Here is a 24,807-nt window from a genome sequence, read left to right as displayed (position 1 = left end):
TAACAGAACGACGGTGGTCAAGGCGGACTTTCATTTTAATTCGGCTTAGCTTGCTTGTTTCTCAAATTATTCATTAGAAGTTCTTTGTTAAATTTCTTTAAAGCAATGAATAAGACTACAAATAACACAGAATAAACAATTCCTAAGGAGATGTTAGGAATTCTTAAAGCGATATCTCTACTCACATATTTTTCCGCCAGATTTACAATTCCTCCTCCAAGCAACATGCCTAATGGACTCATTCCCCAAGATAGTAATTGAAAGACTCCACTTACCCTACCTAATTTATTATCAGGGATTATTCTCTGGCGCAATGATAAGTTACAAATATTGAAAGTTACAATAAAAAAGCTGGCAATAAAATAAAGAATTCCAACAATAAACGGATTGCTTGTTAATCCAACACTTCCAAGTGTAAATCCCATCATTAATAGCGACGTTAAAATGGTGGCGTTAAAACCGAATTTATTTTTCAATAACGATATACTTTGGCTACCAATAATGCTTCCAATAGTGCCAACGGCTATTAACAGTCCAAAGCCAGAGGAGTCTAGCTTTAATATCTCTTTCACATAAAAAACTTGTATGGCCAACGTAGAGGTGAACATGAGAGTAATTCCAATCCCCATTAAAGCCAAAGTCAACAATAATTGGTTTTTCCAAACAAATTTTACTCCTTCAAGAATATCTAACTTACTCTTTTTATTTAAAGCATGACTTTTCAAACTAGCTGTTGTCTTTAATAAAAATAAAAAAGGGATAGTGGCTAGAAGTGAAATAATATCGAGAGCAAAGGGGATAAATATTCCAAAACTAATCAGGATTCCGCCTATGGACCGTCCTACCACATCACTCATAGTTAGTCTTGAAGTCATTATATAACCGTTAGCTTTCTCTAAAATATCTTTTGAAACTATAGAGGGAACTAATGTTTGAGCCGTACTGTCAAATACTACTTTTGTTATTCCGATGAGAAATGCTGCGAGAATTAACAGAGGGATGCTTATTATTTTGAACAAAATACTTACATTTAGTGCAATCAACACTATTATTCTAATAATGGCTGCTAAAATCATTAATTTCTTTTTTGGATAATAATCAATGAGGGCTCCTATGTATAAACTGAATAATAACCAAGGTAAAGTCATCGAGGCAGAAACCAGCGAAACGAAAAATGTATTAGATGTAATCGTAGATGCTAACCAAGGCATAGCCAGTAACGTCAGTCCATCACCAAAAGTGGAAAAGGATACAGCTATAAGTAAATGATAGAAATTACGTCCTAATCTTTTCGGCAATTTTATTCACTCGCTTTTTGAACAGTAAAATTAACCAATTTGTTTAAGGATTCTACTAATGGAGTTAAATATTTATAGTTAAAATACTGTTATTACCTTTAAGGATTTTTGAAACCGAACGCACCAATTAAAAGCAAACCAATATTTAATAATAAGAAAATCAAACTAAAAATAAGTAAAATCCCACGTTTTGATAACAGTGCAAAAATTAAACTAATAAAACTATAAAAAATAGGTATGAATAATCCTATAGGTCCTTTTTGACCAAACGTTGCTAAAGGAGCGTATTCATATTTTATGTTTAATAATAGAAAAGGTAGAATACTGAGTACTAAAAAAACAAAAGAAATTATTGAGTAAATATTTTTCATTTACTCCACCTAATTTCTTAAAAGAATTTTGGATGTTATTCCTAATTATAAAAAAATATGACAGTTTAATTATAACATGTAAGACCGTTTTAATACCAGTTGGTTGTATGAAGTATCTGTTGGTTGCTATTTTGGAGCAAAGGCAATTTGTGCCTTAGGATAGAAAGCAACAAAGAAGACCGAAGGTTTTTACACCTCCGGTCTTCTTCATTGGCTTTTCTTTATAATATTTCCTGCACCAGTAAAGGCAATAAAAATAGTCGCCACAACATAAAAAACTAATATATCCACACGAATGGCATATAGGTAGAAAAAGTTCGATATTAGTAAGATAACCAATAATAATATAATGGAAAACATGAATGTCCTAGAAACAAAGCGATCTATTTTGAACTTAATGTACTCATCTACTTTATTATTTTCTTTTTGCTTTCTCACTATGGACAAGAGCCACCAAAATATTAAGGAAACTAGCTGTTTTTAGATATTTTCTTTTTGCCGGAAATACAACAGACCGCCAAAGAAGAAAATGAGAAAGCTGCCGCCGACCACTGTTAAGACTTGTTCCCATGGGACAAAGAATATATCATTTTCCGCATCCCCGGATACATACATCATCAAAAATGGCTGTGCCCAAGGGTATAATGGTCCGAATTTTTCCGAGTTTACTGCCAAAATGGCTGGCAAAGTGAAAACGACGTTCACGGCAAAGGGCGCGGCGAAACTTTTAAAAAGCATCGACATCCACAATTGCAAAGCAAGAAGAGGGAACGTCGCGATCCAGCCGCCAAAAATGCTTTTCCAAAGGAGCATCATAGGAAACGGCTCCTCCGCCTCCTTCAGCACTCCAGAAGTCCAAATAGCAAGCAAATAGAGCAATTGAATGGTCAAGGCGATGAGGATGAGGATCGTATATTTGGCGAGAAATACCTGGTTCCTTGTCACCGGCATGGCCAACAGTTGCTTCCACCCTCCGTTTTGATGTTCATACCGGCAGATGAGGCCAGCCAAGATGCCGGTCGTGAGTGGCAAAAAATGCAAGGCGTAAAGAAGCGTGGTAAACGCGATCAAAAATTCCCACAAAAATATTTTTTCGAATCCGAATTTGTCCGGCTGGAGCGTCAGTGCATAGAAAAACGTAATGAGTGGACCAAGCAAAATGGCGGTGAAGACGAATTTGGATTTTCTTAACTTAAACCACTCCGACTGCAAAAGAGAAATCATTCATTTCACATCCCTTCGTGCAAAATCCAGCATCCCGGTGATATAAAGGATGACACCGACACAAATGCCCAAAACGACATTGACGAGCGGTTCATCCCATTGGTTTTGCAACGATGGCCACTTCCATGGCAGCCAATCCGGCAACTTAAAACTGTAGGAGGTAAACAAAAATCCAACCACTCCGAGGGAGATCGGAATCCCCTGGTTATTGCTTACGGTTGCTACCCAAAGGTGCAAAGCCAACAAAGGAAGCGATGCAAAATATGGGTAGAAGCTGAATTTGGCGATTTCCGCGTACGGTATGACAGAACCGAGATCCAAATAAATACCTAGAAGCCATGTGAAAAAGAATAATAGAACCGAAGCGACAGCCAACAAGAACGCCAATACCGTGAATTTGGACAAAAACACCCCCATTTTCGATACCGGCAAGGCGACAAGTTGTTTCCAGGCATTCGTTTCATTTTCGATACTGGCTGCAAGGGATGTCAAAATGGTGATCCCGAGTACCAGTGCAAGCGGCGTGAAGCTGTTGACATTCTGCAAATAAAACAGCCAGTCATCATCGCTTCTTTGAAGGAGCCATTCTCTCCTGCCGGGGACGAGCTCGTAATTGAACCACTGCAGCAGGACGACACCAAATGGACCTAGGACGGTCAAAAACCATAATCCTTTCCGTTTGATTTTCAAAAAATCGGTCGCAAGCAGTTTCGCGATCATCTGTCGTCACCACCTGCGGTCATCTTCAGGAAAATGTCTTCCAGCGATTGATGTTCTTCTTCCACCCGGTAAACCGAGTATCCTTCATCCACGAGGATTTCGACCACTGCGGCGACCGCTTCATCCGACTGTTCATACAAATAAATGATGTTATCCTGATAGTCCGTTTTTATTCCTTTTGCCAGCAAAGAACGGTATGCATTGTTGGCGTCGCTCACCTTTAATCGGATTTTCAGCTGGGCTTTTTTGCGCATTGCTTTAATGGAATCTTGGAAAATCAGCTTCCCCTTCGAAATGACACCGACATAGGTCGCGACTTGATCGATTTCAGAAAGCAAGTGGCTTGAAATCAGCACGGTCATGTCTTTTTCTTTCGGTAAACGCTTGATTAAATTCCGCATCTCAATGATTCCTGAAGGGTCGAGGCCGTTTGTCGGCTCATCCAGAATCAGCAATTTTGGATCGTTCAACAATGCCATCGCAATCCCCAACCGTTGTTTCATCCCAAGAGAAAAGCCTTTTACCTTTTTATCGGCTGCTTTACTCAGGTGGACAAGTTCCAGAACTTCATCAATTTTTTCCTTGGGAGAGCCCAAGATTTTCCGCATGGCTTCCAAATTTTCATAGGAGGTCAAGTGGGAGTAATAAGACGGGCTTTCCACCAATGACCCAACATTCCGAAGAATCGAAATCCGATCTTTTTTCAAGTCTCTGCCAAAAATCCGGACCGATCCAGCCGTCGGTCTCATGAGGCCTAGAAGCATCCGGAGAGTTGTCGATTTCCCCGCTCCGTTCGGACCCAAAAACCCGTATACTTCCCCTTTGGGAATTTTCAGGTTCAGGGCGCTTACGGCGATCTCCTTTCCAAATCGTTTCGTCAGATTATGAGTTTCGACGATATATTCCATCCTTCCATCACCTCGCAACACCATCATAGGAATAGAAGGTTAAAATGAGGTGTCGAGACAGTTTAAAATTTGTTTAAAAACAAAAAAGGAAAGGAAATGGATTCCTTTCCTAGCATTATCGATAATGAATGATTTTTATGATTGTCCCAGTTTCCGATGATTCGATTTTCCAGTCCAGCCCCATCTTCTTCACCATCAAATCCACGATGGCAAGCCCGACTCCCGCCCCTTTTTCGGAGCTTTTGTGCCGGAATCCTTTGCCACGGTCAAGCACGACCAACGCGTCATAAGAATCGGTTTTTTTCGTTTTCAGCCCGATATATTTTCCGTCCTTGGCGTGGCGGATGACATTTTGAAACAAATTGTCAAAAATCCGTTCCATCCAAAGCGGATCGACGTTCCAATGCTTTTTTTCCAAATCATCCAGCTGGACATCTATAGAAAAACCTTCTTTTTCAAAAACTGGATACCAGGCGGCGATGAAGGAACGGGCAAGCCGGACCACATCCGTCGGAGCCGGTTCATATTTCAATTTTTTGGCGTTTAAAAGCGTATACGATATCAAATTCTCGATCAACCGGTCCATTTTCGAAACCGACTGTTCGATCGTGTTCACAGCTTGTCTTGCCACTGGAGTCAAAGCCTCTTTCCCCAACGTATAGGCATGCGCCCGGATTTTGGTAAGCGGCGTACGCAAATCATGGGACAGATTGGCGATCAGTTCTTTCCGCAGCTGTTCCTCCGCTTCTTCCCGTTTCCGGCTTTCTCGGAGCTCATCCACCATTTGATTGAAGGCCATCTCCAGTTGGCCGATTTCATCCTGTTTTCTCACCGTGATGGATACCGGCAATCCGTCCACGTCCCGTATCTCCATGGCATGTTGCAAATAAAGGAGACGTTTGCGGATCCCCAAGAAAAACAAATACGATACGGTCACAAATAACACGATTCCCGCGGGAACGATGAAATACATAAAATCGGTATTCACTTCGGTAAATGCGGGTTGAAGCAGCTTCCTCTCGATTTCAAAAACGACGAATCCATAGGATGCATCATTTTTTGGAAAGGCAATGACCGTAAAGGGGTCGTTGTCATAACGCGCCTTGATGAAGTTGGCGGTATAGGCGGCATTCCAATGTTTCGGAATATCCGCAGCAAGGTTCCTTCCGGCGGCGAGCCGGCCTTTGCTGTCCACCCAAAACAAGCGCGCTTTCGGATAACGGTTTTGCCATTCTTCAAACATCCGGTTGATGTCTTCGCTTCCGGGGTTTTTGAGACTACGGGCATCCTCGTGCCAGGCTTTTTCGATCTGCAACGTTTCCGGGTCTTTATGGTCATAGACATTGAAGACCAAAAGGCTAGTTCCGATGACAAGGAGGTTGATGAAAAACAGGGCGGTTAAAATAATGGCCATATATTTTGCCGTAAGCGACCGCAATCTTTTTACTCTTTTCATTTTCTCACCCGATAACCGATTCCCCGGATCGTTTCAATGATTTCTGGATTTTTTGGATCTTTTTCCAGTTTTTCGCGAAGATAACGGATGTGCACCATCAATGTTTTATCCCCTTCAATATAAGGTTCACCCCAAACGCCCTCATATAACTGCTCCTTTGTCAAAATTTGATTGAGATGACGAAGGAAGTATTGAAAAATTTGATATTGTTTTCCTGTCAACAGGATTTCTTCCCCCGTTTCATGATTGACGATGCGCATATCCTTTGTATGGATGGTCAAATGCTTCAGTTTCAGGATTTCATCATTTTTGTTGAAGCGCCGGAGCAAAACCTCCACGCGGGCGGCCAACTCATCGGGGTGGAACGGCTTGGTCAGATAATCATCGGCGAAACTCAATCCTTCCACTTTGTCCTCGATGGCAGTCCGCGCTGAAAGCATCAAAATCGGCAGATCTGGATGCTCCTTTTTAATCCGTTTGCCGATGGAAAAGCCGTCCAGACCCGGCAGCATCACATCCAAAATGACAAGGTCGCAATGGGCAAGGTGCTCTTCGACCTCTTCTCCGGACCGGAGCCAAGTTACATGATGCCCACGTTCCGTAAGGTTCATGGTCACCCAACGGCCGATTTCCTGTTCATCTTCTATGTATAAAACTCGTGCCAACGTTCTCCCTCATTTCTTCTCATAATCTTAACTCTATATTAACCAATACTTGTTTGACTTGGTCAATCCCTTTATGTACTGCGCGATTACTGGCGGGAAAACGAAATTTTAACGGTTGCGCTGGAACTTTGTGAGGAAGTGGCGAAACGGACTCGTGAAATCGGGAAAGTAGGGCGCACCGTTTCGTTCAGCGTGCGCTATTCGCATAATGAAGGGGGATTCCATCAGTCCGTCACCCTTGATACCGCACAAACTTAACGATGGATATCTACCGCGTTTGCAAGCGGATTTTTCATAAGTTTTATGACGGAAGAAGCGTTCGCGTCATTCATGTGTCCCTTGAAAATTTAATGGATGAGGAAAGTTTGCAGCTGTCCCTTTTCGAAGACAGAACCAAAGAATGCGCCTTGCCAAAGCAATGGATGCGATTCGCGACAAATTCGGTCCAAACGCCCTTTTGCGCGCTGTCAGCTATACACCTGAAAGCATCGCACGCATCCGCAACGGCTATATAGGAGGGCATCAGGCATGAACCATCACGATCGAGGAATCATCAAATACGCACCCTTTTTAATGCCAGAACACCGCAACATGCTAAAGGAGCTTCGTGAAAAAGAAGAGCGAATCCAGCCCTCCCATCACGACGAGCAACAATATGAAGAATGGAATCGGATCATTTTCAAGGAGATGTAATACATAATACATACATCATTATCGTTTATCTAGCACAAAGTCGAGCCAAATAGTAGGCACATTATGTATCTTATCATCCATTCTACTGTACATGAGTTTTCCCATTACCTTCTCAACAGGTTTTAATAATTTTGACTTGCGACAAATTCCTTTGATTTTGGGAAGTTTGTATGGAGGGTATAGGTTAGACATATGGTTATATCTTGGTATCCTTGCCTACCGCTATCTATTGTATGACACCAGAACAAATTCATCGATTAGGAATGCCTTATTACTCCACAAAAGAAAAGGGAACCGGATTAGGTATGATGGTTGTGTTTAATATTATAAAATCCATGAATGGTAAAATCGATATTAAAAGTGAGCAAGGGAAAGGATCTTGTTTTTCCATATATTTTCCTTTAAAAAATGAACGGAACTAAACGAGACCATTTTTATATTCAATAGGATTGATGAAACCAATGAACGGAAATTTCTGTAAAGATCAACAAATAAAATGTAATGCCATCGATTTTCGACGTTTATATATATTTTAAAACTATGTTCTACTTAATAAATAAAAATCAGAATCATTGATCCTTTTAGGTATAGAAACTTTCTTTATTTTTTAATGTTTTTCTTACAAAAATAACATTTTTATTTACTTAACCTTTTTAATTGGTTAAATCAAAAAAATACAATATACAGTAATTTCTTACCAAATAACCATACTATATATTGTTTTTTATAGTCAACATGACATGGTGCAGATAGGTAGATATACCTAATTTAGGGAAAAATAACCAATATTTTAGACAATTTTTTTATGTTTCGTGAAAATCATTCATATAAATATAATAATGAAGGGGGGGAGAAATGATGAATGATACTACACTCGTTACATTACTTTTTGGGCTAATAATGGGGATAGCTGGAAGTGCCTTGTATGATGTGATTAAACACTTAGTCCAGCACCCCGATACACCCATTAAAAATGCTCTTTCTCTGCCACAAACAAGAGTACTGAAAGGGTGCATTATTATCAGCCTAATTGTTGTAATGTACACATTGGTGAAACTGTAATACCTTTGTTCTCTGTAACTTTTGAAACCTGCGAAATTCAACTTTTTACTTTTAGCTACTCGATAACAGAGTAGCTCTTTTTTTATCTATTATTCTATTATTCTCTCTTTAAAATAAATATTAGCAAAAGCTATGATTTTATGCTACTAATCTCTTTATAAAATATTAATTATTGTGGACAAAAATTTTTAGCAACTATCCGTCACATCCTTAATGTATGATGTGATTCAATAAATGATGAAAGACAAAAGCACAAAAAATTTAAATAAAAATATTCCTTCCTTTTTTTACCTCCCTATTCCCACCTGCTTGGGCTTGGAACTGCGAAGCCCTAAGGAACTGCGCAATCCTTCCATTGTCATCATGACGGACCACACCGACTTGGACGAACAAATATGAGGATTCTCGACCCCACGGCGTGCCAAGGTATCCGGGATTTGCGTGAATTGCTGCGGACGGCGACAAGCGTGACCATCATGACAACCAGCCAAAAGTTTCAGGACTACGTTGACAACAGGGATGAACTGTTCTGAAATGAAGCGGACGGCATCCTTGCCCTCATTGATGAGTCGCACCGAACGATTACGGGAGACTTGGTGATGAACATGCGGCCGTCGTTGCCAAACGCAGTATATATGGCATTCCCCAAGACACCATTAACAAACAAGACCGCAACACTGTCCAAACGTTTGGAACACAATAGACCATACTCTATCCGACAGGCCGTCGGCAATGGCGAGACAGTCCCGAAAGCCCCCTTCCGGATTACGGTTTGAGGGCGAGTCGCTGAACGAGGCTTTTAACCGCGTCTTTCAAGAATTCGAAGAGGACAGGGAATGAATCAAGAAGAAACACGAGACAGAGGAGGACATTATGGGGGCGCCGCAGCGCATCCGCCGGATCTGCCTCGACATCACCGAACATTATGGGGAATATATCGCACCAAGCGGCTTCAAAGCGCAAATGTCGCGATCAACCGTGAGATCGCGGTTCTGTATAAAGAAATTCCCGATGAACTCAACGGTCCGGAGCTGGTCGCCATCATCTCCTCTAACAACAGCGACTGCTTGAAAAATGCCACCTAAAGACACTACATCGAATGCTTCAAAAAGCCGTTGCATGAGGAAAAGCTGGCGTTCACCATCGTGTGCGACATGCTGCGGACAGGGGGTGACGCGCCGATCAGGTAGTCATGTACCTCAGTAAACCGCTGAAGAACATCACTTGCTCTAGGAGTCACAAGAACGAACCGGACCTATGCCAAGAAGATATACGGCCTCATCGTTGACTACGACGGCGTGCCCACATTCCTTAAGCAGGCATTAGCCATTTTTACCCCGGCGGACACCCAGGGAGAGCTGACGTCGATCCAGTCTGAAATACCGCGACTGCAGTCGCGACATCGTGTTGCCATACGCTTTTTTGACAGCGTCAATCAGGACGACATCAAGGCGTGTATGAAAAAGTGTTAAAACCGGAAGAGGTGAGACACACCTTTGACCGGTCGTTTAAACGTTTCTCCGAAAGCATGAACAACAAAAAAGAGAATTCCCCCTTTCCAAACAATAGACTGTGCGGAGGAATCCCCCCTCTATTCTAAATCCATTTCAGAGATACTCTATCTATCTTCTTGACGGTATCGTGAAAGTTTTCTTTTTTTATAAAAAATGGTGATGAATACATTTTTATACTTATCATAAATGGTGAAATTTGTTAAAATTTTATTGAAAATATAGAAAATAATAGAATGATGTTTAAACATAAGAGAAGGAAACAGGAGTCTACGATGTTTTATTATGAAAGGGTTCATTCAAGCAAAAGAAATCTTTTATTCCTATTATTCTTTTTTACACAATTATTAAACTCAATTAAACTGGGTTTAACGTTTTCCCAATACAATGGTTCTGGAAAATTTTTGAGGGAGGGTTAAAATTGTTCAGAAAAAAAATCTTACCCTTGGCAGTTGTTTCTACCATAGCTTTAGGAAGTTTATTAGGAATGGGAAGCATCACAGAAACAGATGCAAAAGAAAAGAAAGGTCATGACCATGGAAAAGTAAAAAATATCATTTTTATGATTGGTGACGGAATGGGTGTATCTTATACTTCCGCATATCGTTACTTAAAAGACAACCCAAACACAAAATTTGTTGAGCGAACTGAGTTTGACAAATATCTTGTCGGTCAACAGATGACTTATCCTGAAGACCCTAAAGAAAATATCACTGATTCTGCTTCCGCTGCGACAGCGATGGCAGCTGGAATTAAAACATATAATGCAGCCATTTCTGTGGATAATGATGGTTCAGAAGTAAAAACTGTACTCGAAGCTGCAAAAGCAGCAGGTAAAGCAACTGGTCTTGTCGCCACTTCTGAAATTACACACGCAACTCCTGCATCATTCGGTGCTCATGATGAAAACCGTCAAAATATGAACGCTATTGCCAATGACTACTATGATGAATTAATCAATAGCGAGCATAAAGTCGATGTTTTGCTGGGGGGAGGAACCGATCTATTTATCCGTAAGGATCGCAACCTTGTGGAAGAATTCAAAAAAGACGGATACAGCTATGTGACGAATCGCAACGAATTATTAAAAGATCAAAACGAACAAGTTCTTGGTTTGTTTGCCCCAAGAGGACTTCCGAAAATGATCGACCGAACTGAAGACATTCCTTCCCTTGAAGAAATGACAAAATCGGCAATTGAGCGTTTAAGCAAAGATAAAGATGGGTTCTTCTTGATGGTGGAAGGAAGCCAGATTGACTGGGCGGGACACGACAATGATATTGTTTCTGCGATGAGTGAAATGGAGGATTTTGAAAAAGCATTCAAAGCGGCTATAGAGTTTGCCAAAAAGGACAAGCATACGCTTGTTGTCGCTACAGCTGACCACTCCACTGGTGGTTACTCCATTGGAGCAGACGGCATTTATAATTGGTTTGGTGCGCCAATTAAAGCGGCAAAACGCACGCCTGACTTTATGGCAGAAGAGATTGCCAATGGCGCCGATGTTGAAGAGACGTTGAAAAAGTATATCGATTTGGAATTGACGGCTGAAGAAATACAATCTGTAAAAGATGCCGCTGAACGAGGGAAAGCGGACAAGGATAAAGGTGTAAAAAGAGTGGATGATGCGATCGAACATATTTTTGACAAGCGTTCACATACTGGCTGGACAACAAGCGCCCATACCGGGGAAGACGTTCCTGTTTATGCATATGGTCCGGGAAGTGAACGTTTCGCTGGACAAATAGAGAACACGGATCATGCCAAAATCATCTTTGATATTTTAGGAAAAGGAAAACAAAAAATTGTCATTGAAGATAAGTAGTGATCAAAAAAGCACGGAAAAAGAACACACATCCCGTTGCTCGCTCAAGCAACGGGAACTTTTTTGATATTGCATATGGAGGTTTAAACGATGAAAAAACTATTTTTGCTTACAAGTCTGATAACTTTGCTTGTCGGATGCGGCCAACATATAGATAACGGAAACAAGGCTTCTAATTCAGGCACTCAACAGCAAACAAAAAACGAACTAATGGATAAGTCGGCCAAAGATGCAAAGCAAGATAAGCTGACAAAAAAGACAAACGAATATGTTTCAAACCCGCAAGTAACAGATGACCAGAATTTACAAAAGCCAGGTGATTATTATGTAGATGAAAAGGGAGAAGCTACTTTAAAGAAAATAAAAATCGTAAACAAGACATACCATGTTGGGCCAATTGAACTTACAGTCAAAGATGTGAAAGTGATCCATTTAGTTCCCGATTACAGCCTGATTGATTATTTTCACGCCTTAACACATGAGGAACAGTTCGACTTTATCAAAGTATTCGTAGAGATGAAAAATACATCTTCACAGAAAGTAAATTTCGCGCCGATAGCTTTATTGGAATCAAGCACAGGTGAGAAATTTGATTGGGAAAAAGATATTTATCTTGAAAACTTACATGGGGAAATTGAAGGAAACGGCAAGAAACAAGGTAATCTAGGGTTTATTCTAAAAGAGCCGAACGGGGAAGATGTACAATGGGTGAAAATGACTACGAGTGACGTCGTTGGCCCAAACAAGAAAATCATTAGTAAAGCAAAAGAAATAAGATTGGAATTTTAAATGAATTCCGCTCTATCAGCTACGACGATAATGACGTGCTACTTATAGTCATAATGATATCTTTTTCAGGATTTCCGTGCCGAAGACAACCTTGCTGCGGACGAGGTTTAACGCACCGATCGAACAAGTAATGTACCTTGATAAACCGCTGAAGGAACATAACTTGCTCCAGAAGATCGCAATTTTGACGGCGTCAGTCGCGTCGACATCGAGGCGTGCATGAAAATCTTAGAACCTGAAGACGTGAGACATGCCTTTGACTGGGTGTTTAAACGTTTCTCCGAAAACTTTCCAAATTTAATTTACATCTTCAAAAGAAAACTTATAATAGATATCCTTTAATCAATGTGTTTGTATTAAACGATGGACTATACGCAACAAGCAATTCCCAACATAAAAACTATAAGCATCAAACCAGATATATCCGGTCTTTTATTTTTAATAAGCATAATGGCACCCTTTATCATAATTCCTTATTTTTCTAATGACATCTTGACTTTTTTAACAAAATATAAAAACATATATTCGTAAATAGAACATATGTTTTTAATAAACTTGCTACTCCTTCAAGAGCCTTCCATTCTCCAGAGAAGGGTACAAATATTCGGATGACTTATCAATGGCAAAGCGCAACGGGTTTTACGCATACAGCCCCTTTTTTTGTATTATACTTCTACATATATGAAACAAATTCCTTTTTTATCCGTTTATTATAGATAGGAGGAAATCCTATGTGTGGACGCTTTTCGTTAACGGTTGATATTGTGCAGCTGCAAGCATTGTTCCGTTTTGTCTATACTGGAACGTTCCCTCCCCGCTTCAATATCGCCCCAAGTCAAGAGGTGTTGACCGTTGTGGAGGAGAATGGGATACGGATTGGGAAGATGATGAAGTGGGGGCTCGTGCCATCTTGGGCGAACGATCCGAAAATCGGCTGGAAGATGATCAACGCCAGGGCGGAAACGGTCGATGAAAAAGCGAGCTTCCGCCATGCTCTCAAGCGGCGGCGCTGTTTGATTTTGGCTGACGGCTTTTATGAATGGAAAAAGGAAGGGGCGAAAAAAATTCCGTACCGTTTTACACTGCGAAACGGGGAACCATTTGCGTTTGCCGGGCTGTGGGAGAGATGGGACAAACAGGGCGAACCGCTATATACGTGCACGATTATCACCACAACGGCAAACGAATTGGTAAGTACGATTCATGAGCGGATGCCTGTCATTTTGCCGCCAGAGCGGCAGGAGGCATGGCTGGATCCGCGGCTCGATGATAGCGATTATGTGAAATCGCTGTTGCAGCCGTATCCTGCCGAAGAGATGAAAATGTACGAAGTGTCAACGATTGTCAATTCGCCGAAAAACGATGTAATGGAATGCATTGAACCAGTCAATAGCGAGTAAACGGAGGAGAAAGATGAATACAATTATCTTGTTTGACGGCGTTTGTTCGCTTTGCAGCGCCAGCGTGCAATTTATTATCGCGCGCGACCCGCATGCCGTATTTCGCTTTGCCTCTTTGCAAAGTGAAACAGGAGAGGCGCTGCGGCAGAAGTTTGGCGTTCCGGAGGTGGACAGCCTCGTGCTGCTCGAAGACGGCCGCTATTACACAAAATCGAGCGCCGCTCTCCGCATTTGCCGGCGGCTTGCCGGCGCATGGAAGCTGTTTTATATATTTTGGCTTGTTCCGAAGCCGCTGCGCGATTATGTATATGGTTTTGTCGCTAAGCATCGGTATGAATGGTTCGGAAAGCGCGATCATTGCCTGATGCCCACCCCCGACATCCGCGCGCGGTTTCTTGATGAGCGACAATAAGTAAGTAACTGGAATAGGAGGAGATGATTTCATGAACGGTGGCCAAAAAACATGGCTGGACAGCTTGACGGCGGAAGCGTTGGAACAGTTTTCCGAAGATATGATGGCGGCAGTGGAAAATGGCGAAGATAAAGAGAAACAGCGATTTTATGAAGGAATGGCAGTCGCTAGCAAGCTCGCAGCTATGAAACTCAAAGGGGAGTTTGAATATATTGATGAAGAATTTATCCATCATGTGTACGAGAACATGAAAATGCTGAACGTGGCGGAAATAGACGATACGTTCTCAACGGCTCAAGAAAATACGAACGAACGATGCTCCTTTTGTTTACAACAGAAAGCGCAGCTTGCCAGAGGGCCGTTTGCGTCGATTTGCGAAGACTGTTTGCAATTTGGGCTACAGGTTATCGAAAGTCAAAAATAATTGTTTTACAGCGATAGAAGATGAAAAGGACGTGATGATCATCGCGCGGAAAGTAGAAGTCGTCCCGTTTTGTAAACAATGGGCAACGATGTTTGCCGAGGAAGCGGAAAAGCTGAAACGGGTATTTGGGAAAGAGTGTTTGCGCATCTATCATATCGGCAGCACGGCCATCCCGGGAATGAGTGCCAAGCCTATCGTTGATATCATGATAGAAGTCCATGATATTGACCATGTCGACAGTTATAACGATGCGATGGCAGTGCTTGGCTATCAGGCGATGGGGGAAAACGGCATTCCGAAGCGCCGCTTTTTCCAAAAAGGCGGGGATGAGCGCACCCACCATGTCCATGTGTTTCCGACGGGAAGCGAGCATATTGCGAGACATATAGCATTTAAGGAATATATGATCGCCCATCCCGAGGAGGCCAGGGCATACAGCCGCCTGAAAGAAGGGCTTGCCAAACAGTTTCCTGCCGATATCGAAGCATATATAAAAGGGAAAGACGAATTTGTAAGAGAAATCGAGAAGAAAGCGTTAGCCTGGTACAAACAGAAACAATAAAACTGGAACTTCTGCTCAGCGACTTGGCATTACAGAGAAAGTTTTTGGCATCAAAGATATAAATAAAACACTCGGTTAAAGACTATCTGCCGAGTGTTTTATATTTATTTAAGTCTTCAATAATGTTAGATGGTAAATTGTAGATTGTATGTGTGTCTTTTTCGTTCATAATTGAGCCACTATCTGAACGCAACCATAAGTAATAATTAGCAGTTGTTTTGTTTTCGAAATGTAATATTAAGAAGAAAATCTGGTTTTACTATATCGACAATACCATTTACCTTTTTTGCTTTCTGAATAGCATCAACAAATGTTTGAAGTTCTGCTGCGTTTTCTTGTCCATAAGAAATGTGAGGCTCTTTAACATCATTCATATCCTCACCGATTTTCGATACAGTGACACTTACCACAGCTTTTCCATCTAATATTGCGGGAACCGTGGAAACTACTCAAGCCGTTTATGAGCATAGCCGATCAGCGGATAGCTTAATAGCAATAAAGTCACGATAAATGCGATGACGCCAAGCCAATGCAAGTGCGTCCAAAAATAGCCGCCGGCTGTGCCAGCAAGGCTGGAGCCTAAATAATAGAATAAGAGGTAAAGGGAAGACGCTTGCGCTTTATTTACGTTCGCACGTTCGCCAATCCAGGCGCTCGCGATCGAGTGGCAGCCGAAAAAGCCAAAGGTAAATAACGAAAGGCCGATGATTTTGGCAATAACAGATGGAACGAGCGTAGCAACCGCACCAAGCGCGGTTAATGCCACCGAAATGCTTAACACCAGCGCATGGCCGTGTAAATCGGCTTTTCTTCCCATATAAACCGAACTAAAGCTGCCGAATATGTATACGATAAAAAGGAATCCGAGAACGGATTGGCTGAACGAATACGGCGGTTCGCTCAATAAAAAGCCGATATAGTTATACAGTGTCACAAATCCGCCCATAAATAAAAAGCCAAGCACAATGAGAGCCATTAACGGTTTGTTTCGCAAATGAACGGCATACGCCCGCAGCGCGGTTTTTCCATTGAGCGGTTTTTTCACCGAATGACGAGGCGCCGGGAGAATGAGAGCAAAAATCACGCTTAATAGAAGAGAAATGGCCCCAATGGCAAATAGCGCCGTCCGCCACGAAAACAAGTCGGTCAACACGCCTGTTAAAATCCGCCCAGCCATACCGCCGATGCTTGTTCCGCTAATATAGAGCCCCATCACTTTTCCAATCCCAGCCGGATGAAATTCCTCGGCGACGTAGGCCATTGCCAGAGACGGGATGCCCGCGGCCGCCATGCCGAGAAAGGTGCGTGCAAGGACAAGGGAAATAAAGTTCGGGCAAAACGCCATGGCCATCGCCAGCATCGATGTCAGCAGCATGGACATCATCATCACATTCTTTTTGCCAGTTTGGTCCGATAAACTGGCCGCTACGAGCATCATTACCGCTAACGTTCCGGTAGACGCGGACACCGTTAAGCTGGCGGACGCGGCGGAAACGTGAAATTCTTTCGCGAAAATCGGCAACAGCGGCTGTGTCGTGTATAAAATCGCAAAGGTGACAAACCCGCCGAAAAATAGGGCCAAACTTGCTTTTATGTATTCGGTGCTGCCTTTTTCGATGTACGTCAATGTTTCTCGCCTCTTTTATTTCGTTTATTGTTATATTCTTACTATAACTCTTTTAGACGGAAGACGTCCATGTCCTGAAATGCCATCGAAAATCACGAAAACAAACACGCCGCAATCAGACGGCGTGTTTGCATCATTGTTACTGTTTTCGTTCCAGCATCCATTTTGGTTTTCCAAATCCTTTAAAATCTTTGTCGATTATTTCTTCGAACTCTTTCGATTCAACGGCTTCTTTAATATCTTTGACAAATGGTTTATTTAAATCTTTTGTGTTGACAACGATGCGGTTGCGATAGTCATCAGGCATGTTTTCTAATGCAAGGGCATCCGTTAAGTTCATTTTTGCGGCTAAGGCATAGTTGCCAGGAACAGCGGCCAAATCAACGCTTTCCACAGTACGCGGCAATTGGCCAGCTTCAACCGGCTTAAACTGAAGGTGTTTTACATTTTCTTTTATATCTTTTTCCGAAACAGTCAGCGGGTTGACAGATGGATCGAGCTTAATTAATTTTTTGTCTTGTAAGATTAAAAGCGCTCTTGCCAAGTTGGTGGGATCGTTCGGAATCGCAATTTCACTTCCATCTTTAATTTCATCGAGCGATTTAAATTTCTTCGAGTAAATGCCCATCGGCGCCGTTGGAACGATAATCACTTCGGAAAGGTCGAGGTGATGTTCTTTTGCGAAATTTTCCATATAAATTTTATGCTGGAACAAATTAGCGTCTAAATCACCGTTGGCTAGCGCCAAGTTTGGCTGAATATAGTCGCTGAATTCGACTACTTTTACTTTGTAGCCTTTCTTTTCCAATATCGGTTTAATCGCTTTATTGACCATGTCGCTGTAAGGACCGGAAGTAGCTCCGATCGTTAGCTCTTTTTTCTCTGGAGTGCCGGAAGCTGTTTCCTTGCCCGCGCATGCGGCAAGAAGCTCAATGGAAAGCAAGAAAACGAGAAAGACCGATAGTTTTTTCATGATAAAGTCCCCCTTAGTAGTTTATATTTTAACGACCTCACCGCTTATCGACCAAGCGGGCAATGCGGTCGCCGACAAACTGAATGATTTGGACAAGACAAATTAAAATGACGATCGTTGTAATCATAACGGTATTGTCGTAGCGGTAATATCCGAAGCGAATGGCAAGGTCGCCGATGCCGCCGCCACCGACAATTCCGGCCATTGCCGAATATCCCACTAAACTAATCGTTGTGATTGTAATTCCATGCACAATGCCAGGGCGTGCCTCAGGCAGCAGCACATCTTTGATAATCATCCACGGTGTCGCCCCGACGGCAACCGCCGCTTCAATCACCCCTTTTTCGATTTCCCGCAACGATGTTTCTACAATTCTTGCAAAAAACGGAACGGCAGCGACCGACAAGGATACGGACGCGGCGGTAGGTCCGATCGTTGTTCCGGTAATCAGTTTCGTAAGCGGCAGCAGCCCGACGAGCAGGATGACAAACGGTATCGAGCGAATCATATTGACGATAAAGCCAAGGACGGATTTGACCACTGTGTTCTCCAAAAACAGACCGCAGTCGGTGACGAATAGGAGAATTCCCAGCGGCAAACCGGCAAGGACCGCGACGAAAAGGGAAATCGCCACCATATAAATCGTCTCTAAAAACGCTTTGTTCAGTTCAGGAATTAAATCAATTAGCGCATCAAGCAGCATGTGCAATCACTTCCAATCCGTTCGTTCTTTGCGAAATGTAGTGAATGGCCCGCTTGATTTCTTCCGGTTCGCCGGTCAGCTCCATGACAAAAATTCCGAGCGGCATCTCTTGGATATACTCGATTTTTCCATGCAAAATATTGCCTTTTACTTTAAAGGATTGCAGCATATCAGAAACAATCGCTTCCTCGGCGGTCTTCCCTTTGAATTGGATCTTGACAATCGTTCCTGTCCGCTTCTGCAGCAGATGATCAGGGAGTTCAAACCGCAATACACTGTTGATAAAGGTCTTCGTTAGTTTTTCTTTCGGATTTGTAAAAATGTCGTATACGGTTCCTAATTCGATGATTTTCCCGTTTTGCATGACGGCGACGCGGTCGCATATATCCTTGACCACTTCCATTTCATGCGTAATCAGCACAATCGTAATGCCAAGTTCACGGTTGATTTTTTTCAACAGCGCCAAAATCGATTTCGTTGTACTTGGGTCGAGTGCCGATGTTGCTTCGTCGCACAAGAGGACGGTCGGGTCGTTGGCAAGCGCCCGCGCGATGCCAACCCGCTGCTTTTGCCCGCCGCTTAGCTGGGAAGGATACGCGTCCCGTTTATCGGAAAGCCCGACCATTTCAAGCAATTCATTGACTCTTTTTTCAATTTCTTCTTTTGGCTTTTTTGCCGCTTTTAAGGCAAAGGCGACATTGTCAAACACTGTTTTGGAGCTGACAAGATAAAAGTGCTGAAAAATCATGCCGATTTTTAAACGGGCTTGCCGCAGCTGTTTGTTGTTCAATGTCGTTAAATCGACACCATCGATGATGACTTGGCCGGATGTTGGGCGTTCCAAAAGATTTAAGCAGCGCAGCAACGAGCTTTTGCCGGCGCCGCTATAGCCGATAATTCCAAAGATCTCCCCGTCTTGAATGGTTAAGGATACGTTGTCGACGCCGACAACTTGCTTTTTTTTCGTGGAATAGATTTTTGTTACATTTTTTATTTCAATCATCACTTCTTCCCTCCCGATCTATTTGCGGAGTTTTAGTAATTCTGAAAAACTATTGTATATTAAGAAGTGTTGCTTCTTTGTTTTTCCTGGAGCTGAAAAAACAAAAACGCCCCTTTCATTCAGAAAGAGGCATCGGTATGTAAATTACCCGACTTATCTTTCAGAATGAAAGCCATTCTGCAGGAATTGGCACCGTTCCCTAAAAGGGAGGTTGCCGGACGTCATTGGGCCTGTTCCCTCGGTCACTCTTGATAAGCGGTTCGTTGTATGCAATTTTTACATTCATCATAATTCCAAGAAAGCCGGTTGTCAATATTGGTTTTGGCGAAGACGGGATAAGACAACGCTTACATCATTGTTATACCGCAAAAAAATTTTTTCGCAGGTGTTTTCCTCTTTCGTGGAGAACAAATTAATGAAACGGGACAAAATACATATTTAATAGATGAGGTGAGCAGAATGCATATCGTTACAGCCGCAGAAATGTACGAAATCGACCGCGACACAATTGAACAAATCGGCATCAGCGCCGATTCCTTAATGGAAAACGCCGGGCAGTCGCTGTTTCATGTGCTGCGCGAACGCATTCCCCGTTCGGCCCGGGTAGCGGTGCTAGCGGGAACAGGGAATAACGGCGGTGACGGATTTGTCGTCGCAAGAATGTTGAAAAGCTACGGATATGATGCTGATTTATGGCTTATTCCGCCGAAAGAAAAGATAAAAGGGGCGGCGAAAACGGCGCTTGAGGTGTATGAGCGTTCCGGATATGACTGGAAACCATATGCGGGAAATGAACAAGCGTTTGCCACGCACATTTTACAATACGATGTCATCATTGACGCCTTGCTTGGCATTGGCATCAAAGGGGAGGTGCGTCCGCCGTATAAAGAGATCATTGAGCTTGTCAACCGCTCCCGCGCTATTGTCTATGCGATCGATATCCCAAGCGGAACGCCAGCGGATGGGGGAGAGGCAGAAAAAGCGGTTCGCGCCGATGTCACGATCACGATTCAATGCCCGAAATTAGGGGCTTATACGTTTCCGACAGCAGATTATTACGGTGAACTGCTCCTTATCGATATCGGCATTCCGCCGCTTGCCGTCAAGCGGAATGCCGCGCCCCGCTTTGTATGGAAAGAGGACGACGTCGTGCGGACGCTGCCAAAACGAAAACGATCGTCTCATAAAGGAACACATGGAAAATTGTTGGTTGTTGGCGGTTCTCGCGCGATGACAGGAGCGATTACGTTAACAGCCAAAGCGGCGCTGCGAAGCGGAGCGGGATTATTGACGATGGCGGTGCCGGATGACATTTATTCCGTTGTCGCCAACCGTGTTCCGGAAGCGATGTACTATCCTTGCCCGGCGCGGGACGGGGCGTTTTCCGGCGCCATGGATGTATCGGCGCTTGATATCGATGCGATCGCCATCGGTCCGGGGCTTGGCCGTACGGATGGTGTCCGCGAACTTGTTTCCAACATCGTGCAGAAGCCAGTGCCGCTTGTTATTGACGCGGATGCGCTGTTTTTCTGGAACGAGTACGCCGCGCTGATCCATGAACGAAAAGCAGCAACGGTGGTCACCCCGCATCCCGGAGAAATGGCGCGCATGCTCAATCTATCGATCCGTGACATCGAAGGTGATCGGTTTGGCACATCGAAGCGTCTAGCGATGGAGTACGGTATCTACGTCGTGTTGAAAGGACCTTATACGATTGTGACAACGCCAGACGGTTCGCAATACGTCAACACGACCGGAAATCCAGCCTTGGCGAAAGGCGGAAGCGGCGATGTGCTGACGGGTATGGTTTCCGCGTTTCTTATGCAGCATCATTCTGTACAAGAAGCCATTAGCAATGCTGTCTGGGTTCATGGAAAAACCGCCGATATGCTTGTAGAACGCAGCCATTCACAATGGGATGTGCTCGCTGGCGATTTGATCGAAGCAATTCCGGCAGTGCTTTCGTATGTGCAGGAGAAACAAAGGGGGGATATGGGGTGAAAAATGGGAGATGGTGGTGGGACATGTAATGATGAGAATCGGTGCTTTTTTGCTTTGGGGGGAGTGTTGACCTTGGCGAAGCATACGCCAATCATTGGCTTCGCGAAAGCGGGGGACATGCGGACGCGGATACTTATCATATTATCTTATCCGAAGCGATTCGTATGTATCGCTCGGCAGGGGCAATTTTATTCGCCATTGGGATATGGTTTCTGCGTAAAGAAGCGATGCGCTAGAGTATAGAAGCGCATCGCTTTTCTTTTTATCGTAGGGAGTAGCTCAAATCTCCCATACCCGTTTTAGTTCGCGAATTCCGGCGCGGATGCCCTCCTCGCTCATCCCTCCAAAGCCTAGCAAAATATAAGAAGGCGGTGTTCCATCGTTTCCAAACCAATATTTCGCTGCCGAATAGACGAAAATGCCCGCTTTTTCTGCTTTTTGCACCAGTTCGTTGGCGTTTTTGTCTTTTATTTTTACAAGAAGATGGAGTCCCGCTTTGTCACCGATGATCGTTGCTTGATCACCGAAGTATTCGCGAATCGCTTCGATGAGCGCTTGCCGTTTTTTTGCGTAGATGGTGCGCATGCGGCGGATATGGCGTTCAAAATGGCCTTCACGCATAAATCGGGCGAGCGCTTTTTGAATGATAATAGGGACGGTTTGATGATAGTTGGCACAGCGTTCATGAAACCGCGCCAGCAAACGTTGCGGCAACACCATATAGCTCGTGCGGATGGCAGGAGTAAACACTTTCGAAAACGTGCCGACGTAAATGACGCGATCTTCCGTATCGAGCGCTTTTAACGCAGGGACTGGTTTGCTCCCGTAGCGGAATTCGCTATCGTAATCGTCTTCGATTATCAATCCGTTAGACTGTTGCGTCCATTTCAGCAGCTTTTGCCGCTTGCCGATCGGCAGCACCATCCCAAGCGGCAATTGGTGGGAGGGGGTGACATAGACAAGTTTGGCGTTTGTTGCTTGCAGCTGGTCGATGTTCAGCCCATCTTCTTCCAGTTCAATTGGGAGAATAGAAAAATGGTGATTTTGAAACACGGTGCGAATGACATCATAACAAGGATTTTCTAAAGCGACCGCATCGTGACGAAAATCGAACAGCTGGCATAAGACGCCAATCAGTTGTGGCGTGCCAGAGCCAATAACGATTTGCTCAGCCGAACAGCGAATGCCGCGTGCGTAGTACAAATAGTGTTGAATTTCCTCGCGCAAGCCGATATCTCCTTGACGATCGCCATACCATAGTAATTCACTTTGCTCCGAATCCATCGCTGCAAGAAGACATTTCCGCCATGTTTTCATTGGAAAATGGGCAAGGTCAATATGACCGTAGCGAAAGTTATAGCGAATTTGCTTGCTTTTCGGAGCCTTCACGAGTACATCTGGTTGGAAAACAAATGATTGGAGAGGCTCTTCCAGTTCTTTGACAATAAACCCTACGCGCGGTTTGCTTTCGATATATCCTTCGGCAAGAAGCTGCTGGTATGCGGCTTCGACGGTATTTTTGCTGATGGCTAAATGTTGGGAAAGCGCGCGAATCGATGGGAGTTTGCTTCCTTTTTGGAGATGGCCGTTTGCAATTTCCTCTTTTATATACGTATACACCTGCATGTAAAGCGGTGTACGGTTTGTTGGATCGAGAATGGGCTGCAATTCCACTACATTTTCCTCCTCTGACCCTTCTTTTTTCTTGCATTCTGTCCCTGTTCATCAGGTCAGTTTTTCTCTATGATTCAATTATATCACCATGAAGGAGGAGAAATGGATGAGAAGAGACATGTTGGGGTGCAAAGACGAGCAAAAAATCAACCGGTTTTTACAGGAAGCGTTGACCGGCTTTTTAGGTCTGGCAGATGGTGGTGAGCCGTATGTCGTGCCGCTGAATTTCGTATGGTGGAACGGTTGTGTATATGTCCATGGAGCGGAAGAAGGGAGAAAAATCGATATCATCCAGCGCAATCCGCGCGTTTGCTTTACCGTTAGTGAACATATAGGGACAATGGTGCATCCAGTGCCAGCCAAAACAAGCACCGCTTATATGAGCGTTATGTTGTTTGGCAAAGCCGAGATTGTTTCCGATTTAGACGAAGCGACCGATGCGCTTAGGCAGCTGCTTGGCAAATATGTGCCCGGCTATTTTCACCGTCCGTTGTCACAGCAACATGTGGCGTCATACCGTTCATCCATGGGCAGCGCCGCCGTTGTCATCAAAATCATTCCTGACCTTATTACAGCGAAAGAAAAACCGTTAGAGGAAGATCGTCGGTTTTATAAAGGAAGAACCGTACGGGACGATATCGGCAGGATTTTTTGATGAAATGATAGATAGAAAATTTTGTTTATTTTTATTATAATGAATATACGATTCATTTTATGGAATATATGTTTCATTATATGGAACAAAGGGAGAGCAAGATGAATAAAACAGTCGTTAAAACGATGGAAATATTAAAACTGTTCATTGACCATGAGCGGCTTACGCTGCAGGAAATGGTCGAATTATTGCAAATGCCAAAAACGTCGGTCTATCGGATGGCGCAATCGTTAGTAGAGCTCGGTTTTTTACACAAAACTAATGATTATTATCAGCTCGGTTTAACATTGTTGTCGTTTGGCATGCTCGTTGCGGAACGGCTAGATCTCCGGCAAATCGCGCTTCCGATTATGCAGCAGCTGAAAGAAGACACGAAGGAAGCAGTCAATTTAGTCATTCGTGACGGCGATGAAGCAATTTATATTGAGAAAGTCGATACATCGGAACCGGTGCGCGTGTATACGAAAGTCGGGCGGCGTGCTCCGTTATACGCCGGGGCGTGTCCTCGCATCTTGCTTACGTTTATGGAACGAGATGAACAACAGCGCTACATCGACCGTGTTCAGTTGGTGAAGATTGCAAAAAATACAATTGTCCAGCGGGACACATTGCGGGATAGGATTGAACAAGACCGAAAGCGGCAATATACGGTCAGTTATTCGGAATTAGAAGATTATTCAGCCGCGATTGCGGTGCCGATTTTCAATCATGAAGGAAAAGCGGCAGCAGGATTAAGTGTCGCTGGCCCGGAACATCGGTTTTCACCGGAAGCGATCGAACGAATGGTTCCAATGCTAAAGCAGGCTGCCCAGCAAATTTCCACCCAGCTCGGTTTTTCAAGGAAGGGATGA

Annotated in this window: 28 protein-coding genes, 3 pseudogenes and 1 riboswitch; of the genes and pseudogenes, 18 read left to right on the top strand and 13 right to left on the bottom strand. The window is 43.5% G+C overall.

Features of this window, described 5'->3' with window-relative positions:
* Nucleotides 1-35: 35 nt before the first annotated feature.
* The 7 genes from GCA01S_RS10265 to GCA01S_RS10230 all read right to left on the bottom strand — a co-directional run bounded on the left by GCA01S_RS10265 (nt 36) and on the right by GCA01S_RS10230 (nt 6,642).
* A complete protein-coding gene (locus GCA01S_RS10265; protein ID WP_071997946.1) occupies nt 36-1,298 on the bottom strand; it encodes an MFS transporter in 1,263 nt (420 codons plus the stop codon).
* A 98-nt stretch (nt 1,299-1,396) separates the two neighbouring features.
* The gene (locus GCA01S_RS10260) at nt 1,397-1,669 is read right to left on the bottom strand and encodes a hypothetical protein (RefSeq protein WP_017437522.1); all 273 of its coding nucleotides are present in this window, start codon (nt 1,667-1,669) and stop codon (nt 1,397-1,399) included.
* Between the two features lie 480 nt (nt 1,670-2,149).
* Complete coding sequence (locus GCA01S_RS10250; protein WP_042409666.1) at nt 2,150-2,893, bottom strand: ABC transporter permease; 744 nt, start codon at nt 2,891-2,893, stop codon at nt 2,150-2,152.
* Nucleotides 2,894-3,613 carry an ABC transporter permease gene (locus GCA01S_RS10245; protein ID WP_017437519.1) on the bottom strand — a complete coding sequence of 240 codons (720 nt, stop codon included), beginning with the start codon at nt 3,611-3,613 and terminating at the stop codon, nt 2,894-2,896.
* Nucleotides 3,610-4,521, bottom strand: coding sequence for an ABC transporter ATP-binding protein (locus GCA01S_RS10240; protein ID WP_017437518.1), 912 nt, complete (start codon nt 4,519-4,521; stop codon nt 3,610-3,612). The genes GCA01S_RS10245 and GCA01S_RS10240 overlap by 4 nt, the downstream gene beginning before the upstream one ends.
* A gap of 115 nt (nt 4,522-4,636) precedes the next feature.
* Nucleotides 4,637-5,977, bottom strand: a complete 1,341-nt coding sequence (locus tag GCA01S_RS10235; protein WP_042409663.1) for a sensor histidine kinase — start codon at nt 5,975-5,977, stop codon at nt 4,637-4,639.
* Entirely contained in the window at nt 5,974-6,642 is a 669-nt protein-coding gene (locus GCA01S_RS10230) for a response regulator transcription factor (protein WP_017437516.1), read from the bottom strand. Before GCA01S_RS10230 ends, GCA01S_RS10235 begins: the two co-directional genes overlap by 4 nt.
* A gap of 138 nt (nt 6,643-6,780) precedes the next feature.
* Here GCA01S_RS10230 and GCA01S_RS20950 point away from each other — a divergent pair.
* The 14 genes and pseudogenes from GCA01S_RS20950 to GCA01S_RS10185 form a co-directional block, all read left to right on the top strand.
* Nucleotides 6,781-6,962: pseudogene (locus tag GCA01S_RS20950) on the top strand (DinB/UmuC family translesion DNA polymerase); the annotation flags it as partial.
* A gap of 80 nt (nt 6,963-7,042) precedes the next feature.
* Nucleotides 7,043-7,174: a hypothetical protein gene (locus tag GCA01S_RS20940; protein WP_255212280.1), complete on the top strand. Its 132-nt coding sequence runs from the start codon at nt 7,043-7,045 to the stop codon at nt 7,172-7,174.
* Nucleotides 7,171-7,335, top strand: a complete 165-nt coding sequence (locus GCA01S_RS19340) for a YolD-like family protein (RefSeq protein ID WP_255212275.1) — start codon at nt 7,171-7,173, stop codon at nt 7,333-7,335. Before GCA01S_RS20940 ends, GCA01S_RS19340 begins: the two co-directional genes overlap by 4 nt.
* A gap of 233 nt (nt 7,336-7,568) precedes the next feature.
* Nucleotides 7,569-7,757, top strand: a pseudogene (locus GCA01S_RS19335) (ATP-binding protein); the annotation flags it as partial.
* Nucleotides 7,758-8,190: 433 nt separating this feature from the next.
* Nucleotides 8,191-8,397 carry a hypothetical protein gene (locus GCA01S_RS10220; protein ID WP_017437513.1) on the top strand — a complete coding sequence of 69 codons (207 nt, stop codon included), beginning with the start codon at nt 8,191-8,193 and terminating at the stop codon, nt 8,395-8,397.
* Between the two features lie 548 nt (nt 8,398-8,945).
* Nucleotides 8,946-9,173: a hypothetical protein gene (locus GCA01S_RS21305; RefSeq protein ID WP_162163126.1), complete on the top strand. Its 228-nt coding sequence runs from the start codon at nt 8,946-8,948 to the stop codon at nt 9,171-9,173.
* Nucleotides 9,174-9,233: 60 nt separating this feature from the next.
* A complete protein-coding gene (locus GCA01S_RS10215) occupies nt 9,234-9,482 on the top strand; it encodes a hypothetical protein (protein ID WP_017437512.1) in 249 nt (82 codons plus the stop codon).
* Nucleotides 9,483-10,329: 847 nt separating this feature from the next.
* Complete coding sequence (locus tag GCA01S_RS10210; RefSeq protein ID WP_260178578.1) at nt 10,330-11,733, top strand: alkaline phosphatase; 1,404 nt, start codon at nt 10,330-10,332, stop codon at nt 11,731-11,733.
* Between the two features lie 90 nt (nt 11,734-11,823).
* Complete coding sequence (locus GCA01S_RS10205) at nt 11,824-12,522, top strand: hypothetical protein (RefSeq protein ID WP_042409655.1); 699 nt, start codon at nt 11,824-11,826, stop codon at nt 12,520-12,522.
* 94 nt (nt 12,523-12,616) lie between these two features.
* Nucleotides 12,617-12,810 (top strand): annotated as a pseudogene (locus GCA01S_RS20935) (hypothetical protein); the annotation flags it as partial.
* Between the two features lie 443 nt (nt 12,811-13,253).
* A complete protein-coding gene (locus tag GCA01S_RS10200; RefSeq protein ID WP_017437509.1) occupies nt 13,254-13,922 on the top strand; it encodes an SOS response-associated peptidase in 669 nt (222 codons plus the stop codon).
* 13 nt (nt 13,923-13,935) lie between these two features.
* The gene (locus GCA01S_RS10195; protein WP_017437508.1) at nt 13,936-14,334 is read left to right on the top strand and encodes a thiol-disulfide oxidoreductase DCC family protein; all 399 of its coding nucleotides are present in this window, start codon (nt 13,936-13,938) and stop codon (nt 14,332-14,334) included.
* A gap of 31 nt (nt 14,335-14,365) precedes the next feature.
* A complete protein-coding gene (locus GCA01S_RS10190; RefSeq protein WP_017437507.1) occupies nt 14,366-14,758 on the top strand; it encodes a hypothetical protein in 393 nt (130 codons plus the stop codon).
* A 31-nt stretch (nt 14,759-14,789) separates the two neighbouring features.
* Complete coding sequence (locus GCA01S_RS10185) at nt 14,790-15,320, top strand: GrpB family protein (protein ID WP_042409705.1); 531 nt, start codon at nt 14,790-14,792, stop codon at nt 15,318-15,320.
* A 206-nt stretch (nt 15,321-15,526) separates the two neighbouring features.
* On the opposite strand, the gene GCA01S_RS10180 is transcribed toward GCA01S_RS10185, so the two are convergent.
* The 5 genes from GCA01S_RS10180 to GCA01S_RS10160 all read right to left on the bottom strand — a co-directional run bounded on the left by GCA01S_RS10180 (nt 15,527) and on the right by GCA01S_RS10160 (nt 19,626).
* Entirely contained in the window at nt 15,527-15,730 is a 204-nt protein-coding gene (locus GCA01S_RS10180) for a hypothetical protein (RefSeq protein WP_017437505.1), read from the bottom strand.
* 35 nt (nt 15,731-15,765) lie between these two features.
* Nucleotides 15,766-16,947 (bottom strand): MFS transporter, encoded by a 1,182-nt coding sequence (locus tag GCA01S_RS10175; protein ID WP_042409652.1) that lies wholly within the window; start codon nt 16,945-16,947, stop codon nt 15,766-15,768.
* Nucleotides 16,948-17,086: 139 nt separating this feature from the next.
* A complete protein-coding gene (locus GCA01S_RS10170) occupies nt 17,087-17,920 on the bottom strand; it encodes a MetQ/NlpA family ABC transporter substrate-binding protein (protein WP_174407495.1) in 834 nt (277 codons plus the stop codon).
* Between the two features lie 37 nt (nt 17,921-17,957).
* Entirely contained in the window at nt 17,958-18,623 is a 666-nt protein-coding gene (locus tag GCA01S_RS10165; RefSeq protein ID WP_042409647.1) for a methionine ABC transporter permease, read from the bottom strand.
* The gene (locus tag GCA01S_RS10160) at nt 18,613-19,626 is read right to left on the bottom strand and encodes a methionine ABC transporter ATP-binding protein (RefSeq protein WP_042409643.1); all 1,014 of its coding nucleotides are present in this window, start codon (nt 19,624-19,626) and stop codon (nt 18,613-18,615) included. Before GCA01S_RS10160 ends, GCA01S_RS10165 begins: the two co-directional genes overlap by 11 nt.
* A gap of 150 nt (nt 19,627-19,776) precedes the next feature.
* Nucleotides 19,777-19,884: riboswitch (SAM riboswitch) on the bottom strand.
* A 201-nt stretch (nt 19,885-20,085) separates the two neighbouring features.
* On the opposite strand from GCA01S_RS10160, the gene GCA01S_RS10155 reads away from it, so the two are divergent.
* Both GCA01S_RS10155 and GCA01S_RS10150 read left to right on the top strand, forming a co-directional pair.
* Complete coding sequence (locus tag GCA01S_RS10155; RefSeq protein ID WP_042409641.1) at nt 20,086-21,627, top strand: bifunctional ADP-dependent NAD(P)H-hydrate dehydratase/NAD(P)H-hydrate epimerase; 1,542 nt, start codon at nt 20,086-20,088, stop codon at nt 21,625-21,627.
* Between the two features lie 41 nt (nt 21,628-21,668).
* A complete protein-coding gene (locus tag GCA01S_RS10150; protein WP_017437502.1) occupies nt 21,669-21,863 on the top strand; it encodes a hypothetical protein in 195 nt (64 codons plus the stop codon).
* 43 nt (nt 21,864-21,906) lie between these two features.
* Here the strand turns inward: GCA01S_RS10150 and pdxR are convergent, their stop codons facing one another.
* A complete protein-coding gene (pdxR, locus tag GCA01S_RS10145) occupies nt 21,907-23,301 on the bottom strand; it encodes a MocR-like pyridoxine biosynthesis transcription factor PdxR (RefSeq protein WP_042409639.1) in 1,395 nt (464 codons plus the stop codon).
* Nucleotides 23,302-23,407: 106 nt separating this feature from the next.
* Between pdxR and GCA01S_RS10140 the strand changes: the two genes are divergently transcribed.
* Together GCA01S_RS10140 and GCA01S_RS10135 are read left to right on the top strand one after the other, a co-directional pair.
* Nucleotides 23,408-23,956: a pyridoxamine 5'-phosphate oxidase family protein gene (locus tag GCA01S_RS10140; RefSeq protein WP_042409636.1), complete on the top strand. Its 549-nt coding sequence runs from the start codon at nt 23,408-23,410 to the stop codon at nt 23,954-23,956.
* A 101-nt stretch (nt 23,957-24,057) separates the two neighbouring features.
* The gene (locus GCA01S_RS10135; protein WP_042409634.1) at nt 24,058-24,807 is read left to right on the top strand and encodes an IclR family transcriptional regulator; all 750 of its coding nucleotides are present in this window, start codon (nt 24,058-24,060) and stop codon (nt 24,805-24,807) included.

It is taken from the genome of Parageobacillus caldoxylosilyticus NBRC 107762 (assembly GCF_000632715.1).
Classification (GTDB): Bacteria; Bacillota; Bacilli; order Bacillales; family Anoxybacillaceae; genus Saccharococcus; species Saccharococcus caldoxylosilyticus.
Note: the sequence above shows the minus strand (reverse complement) of the source record. Positions and strands in the feature narration are given on the sequence as shown.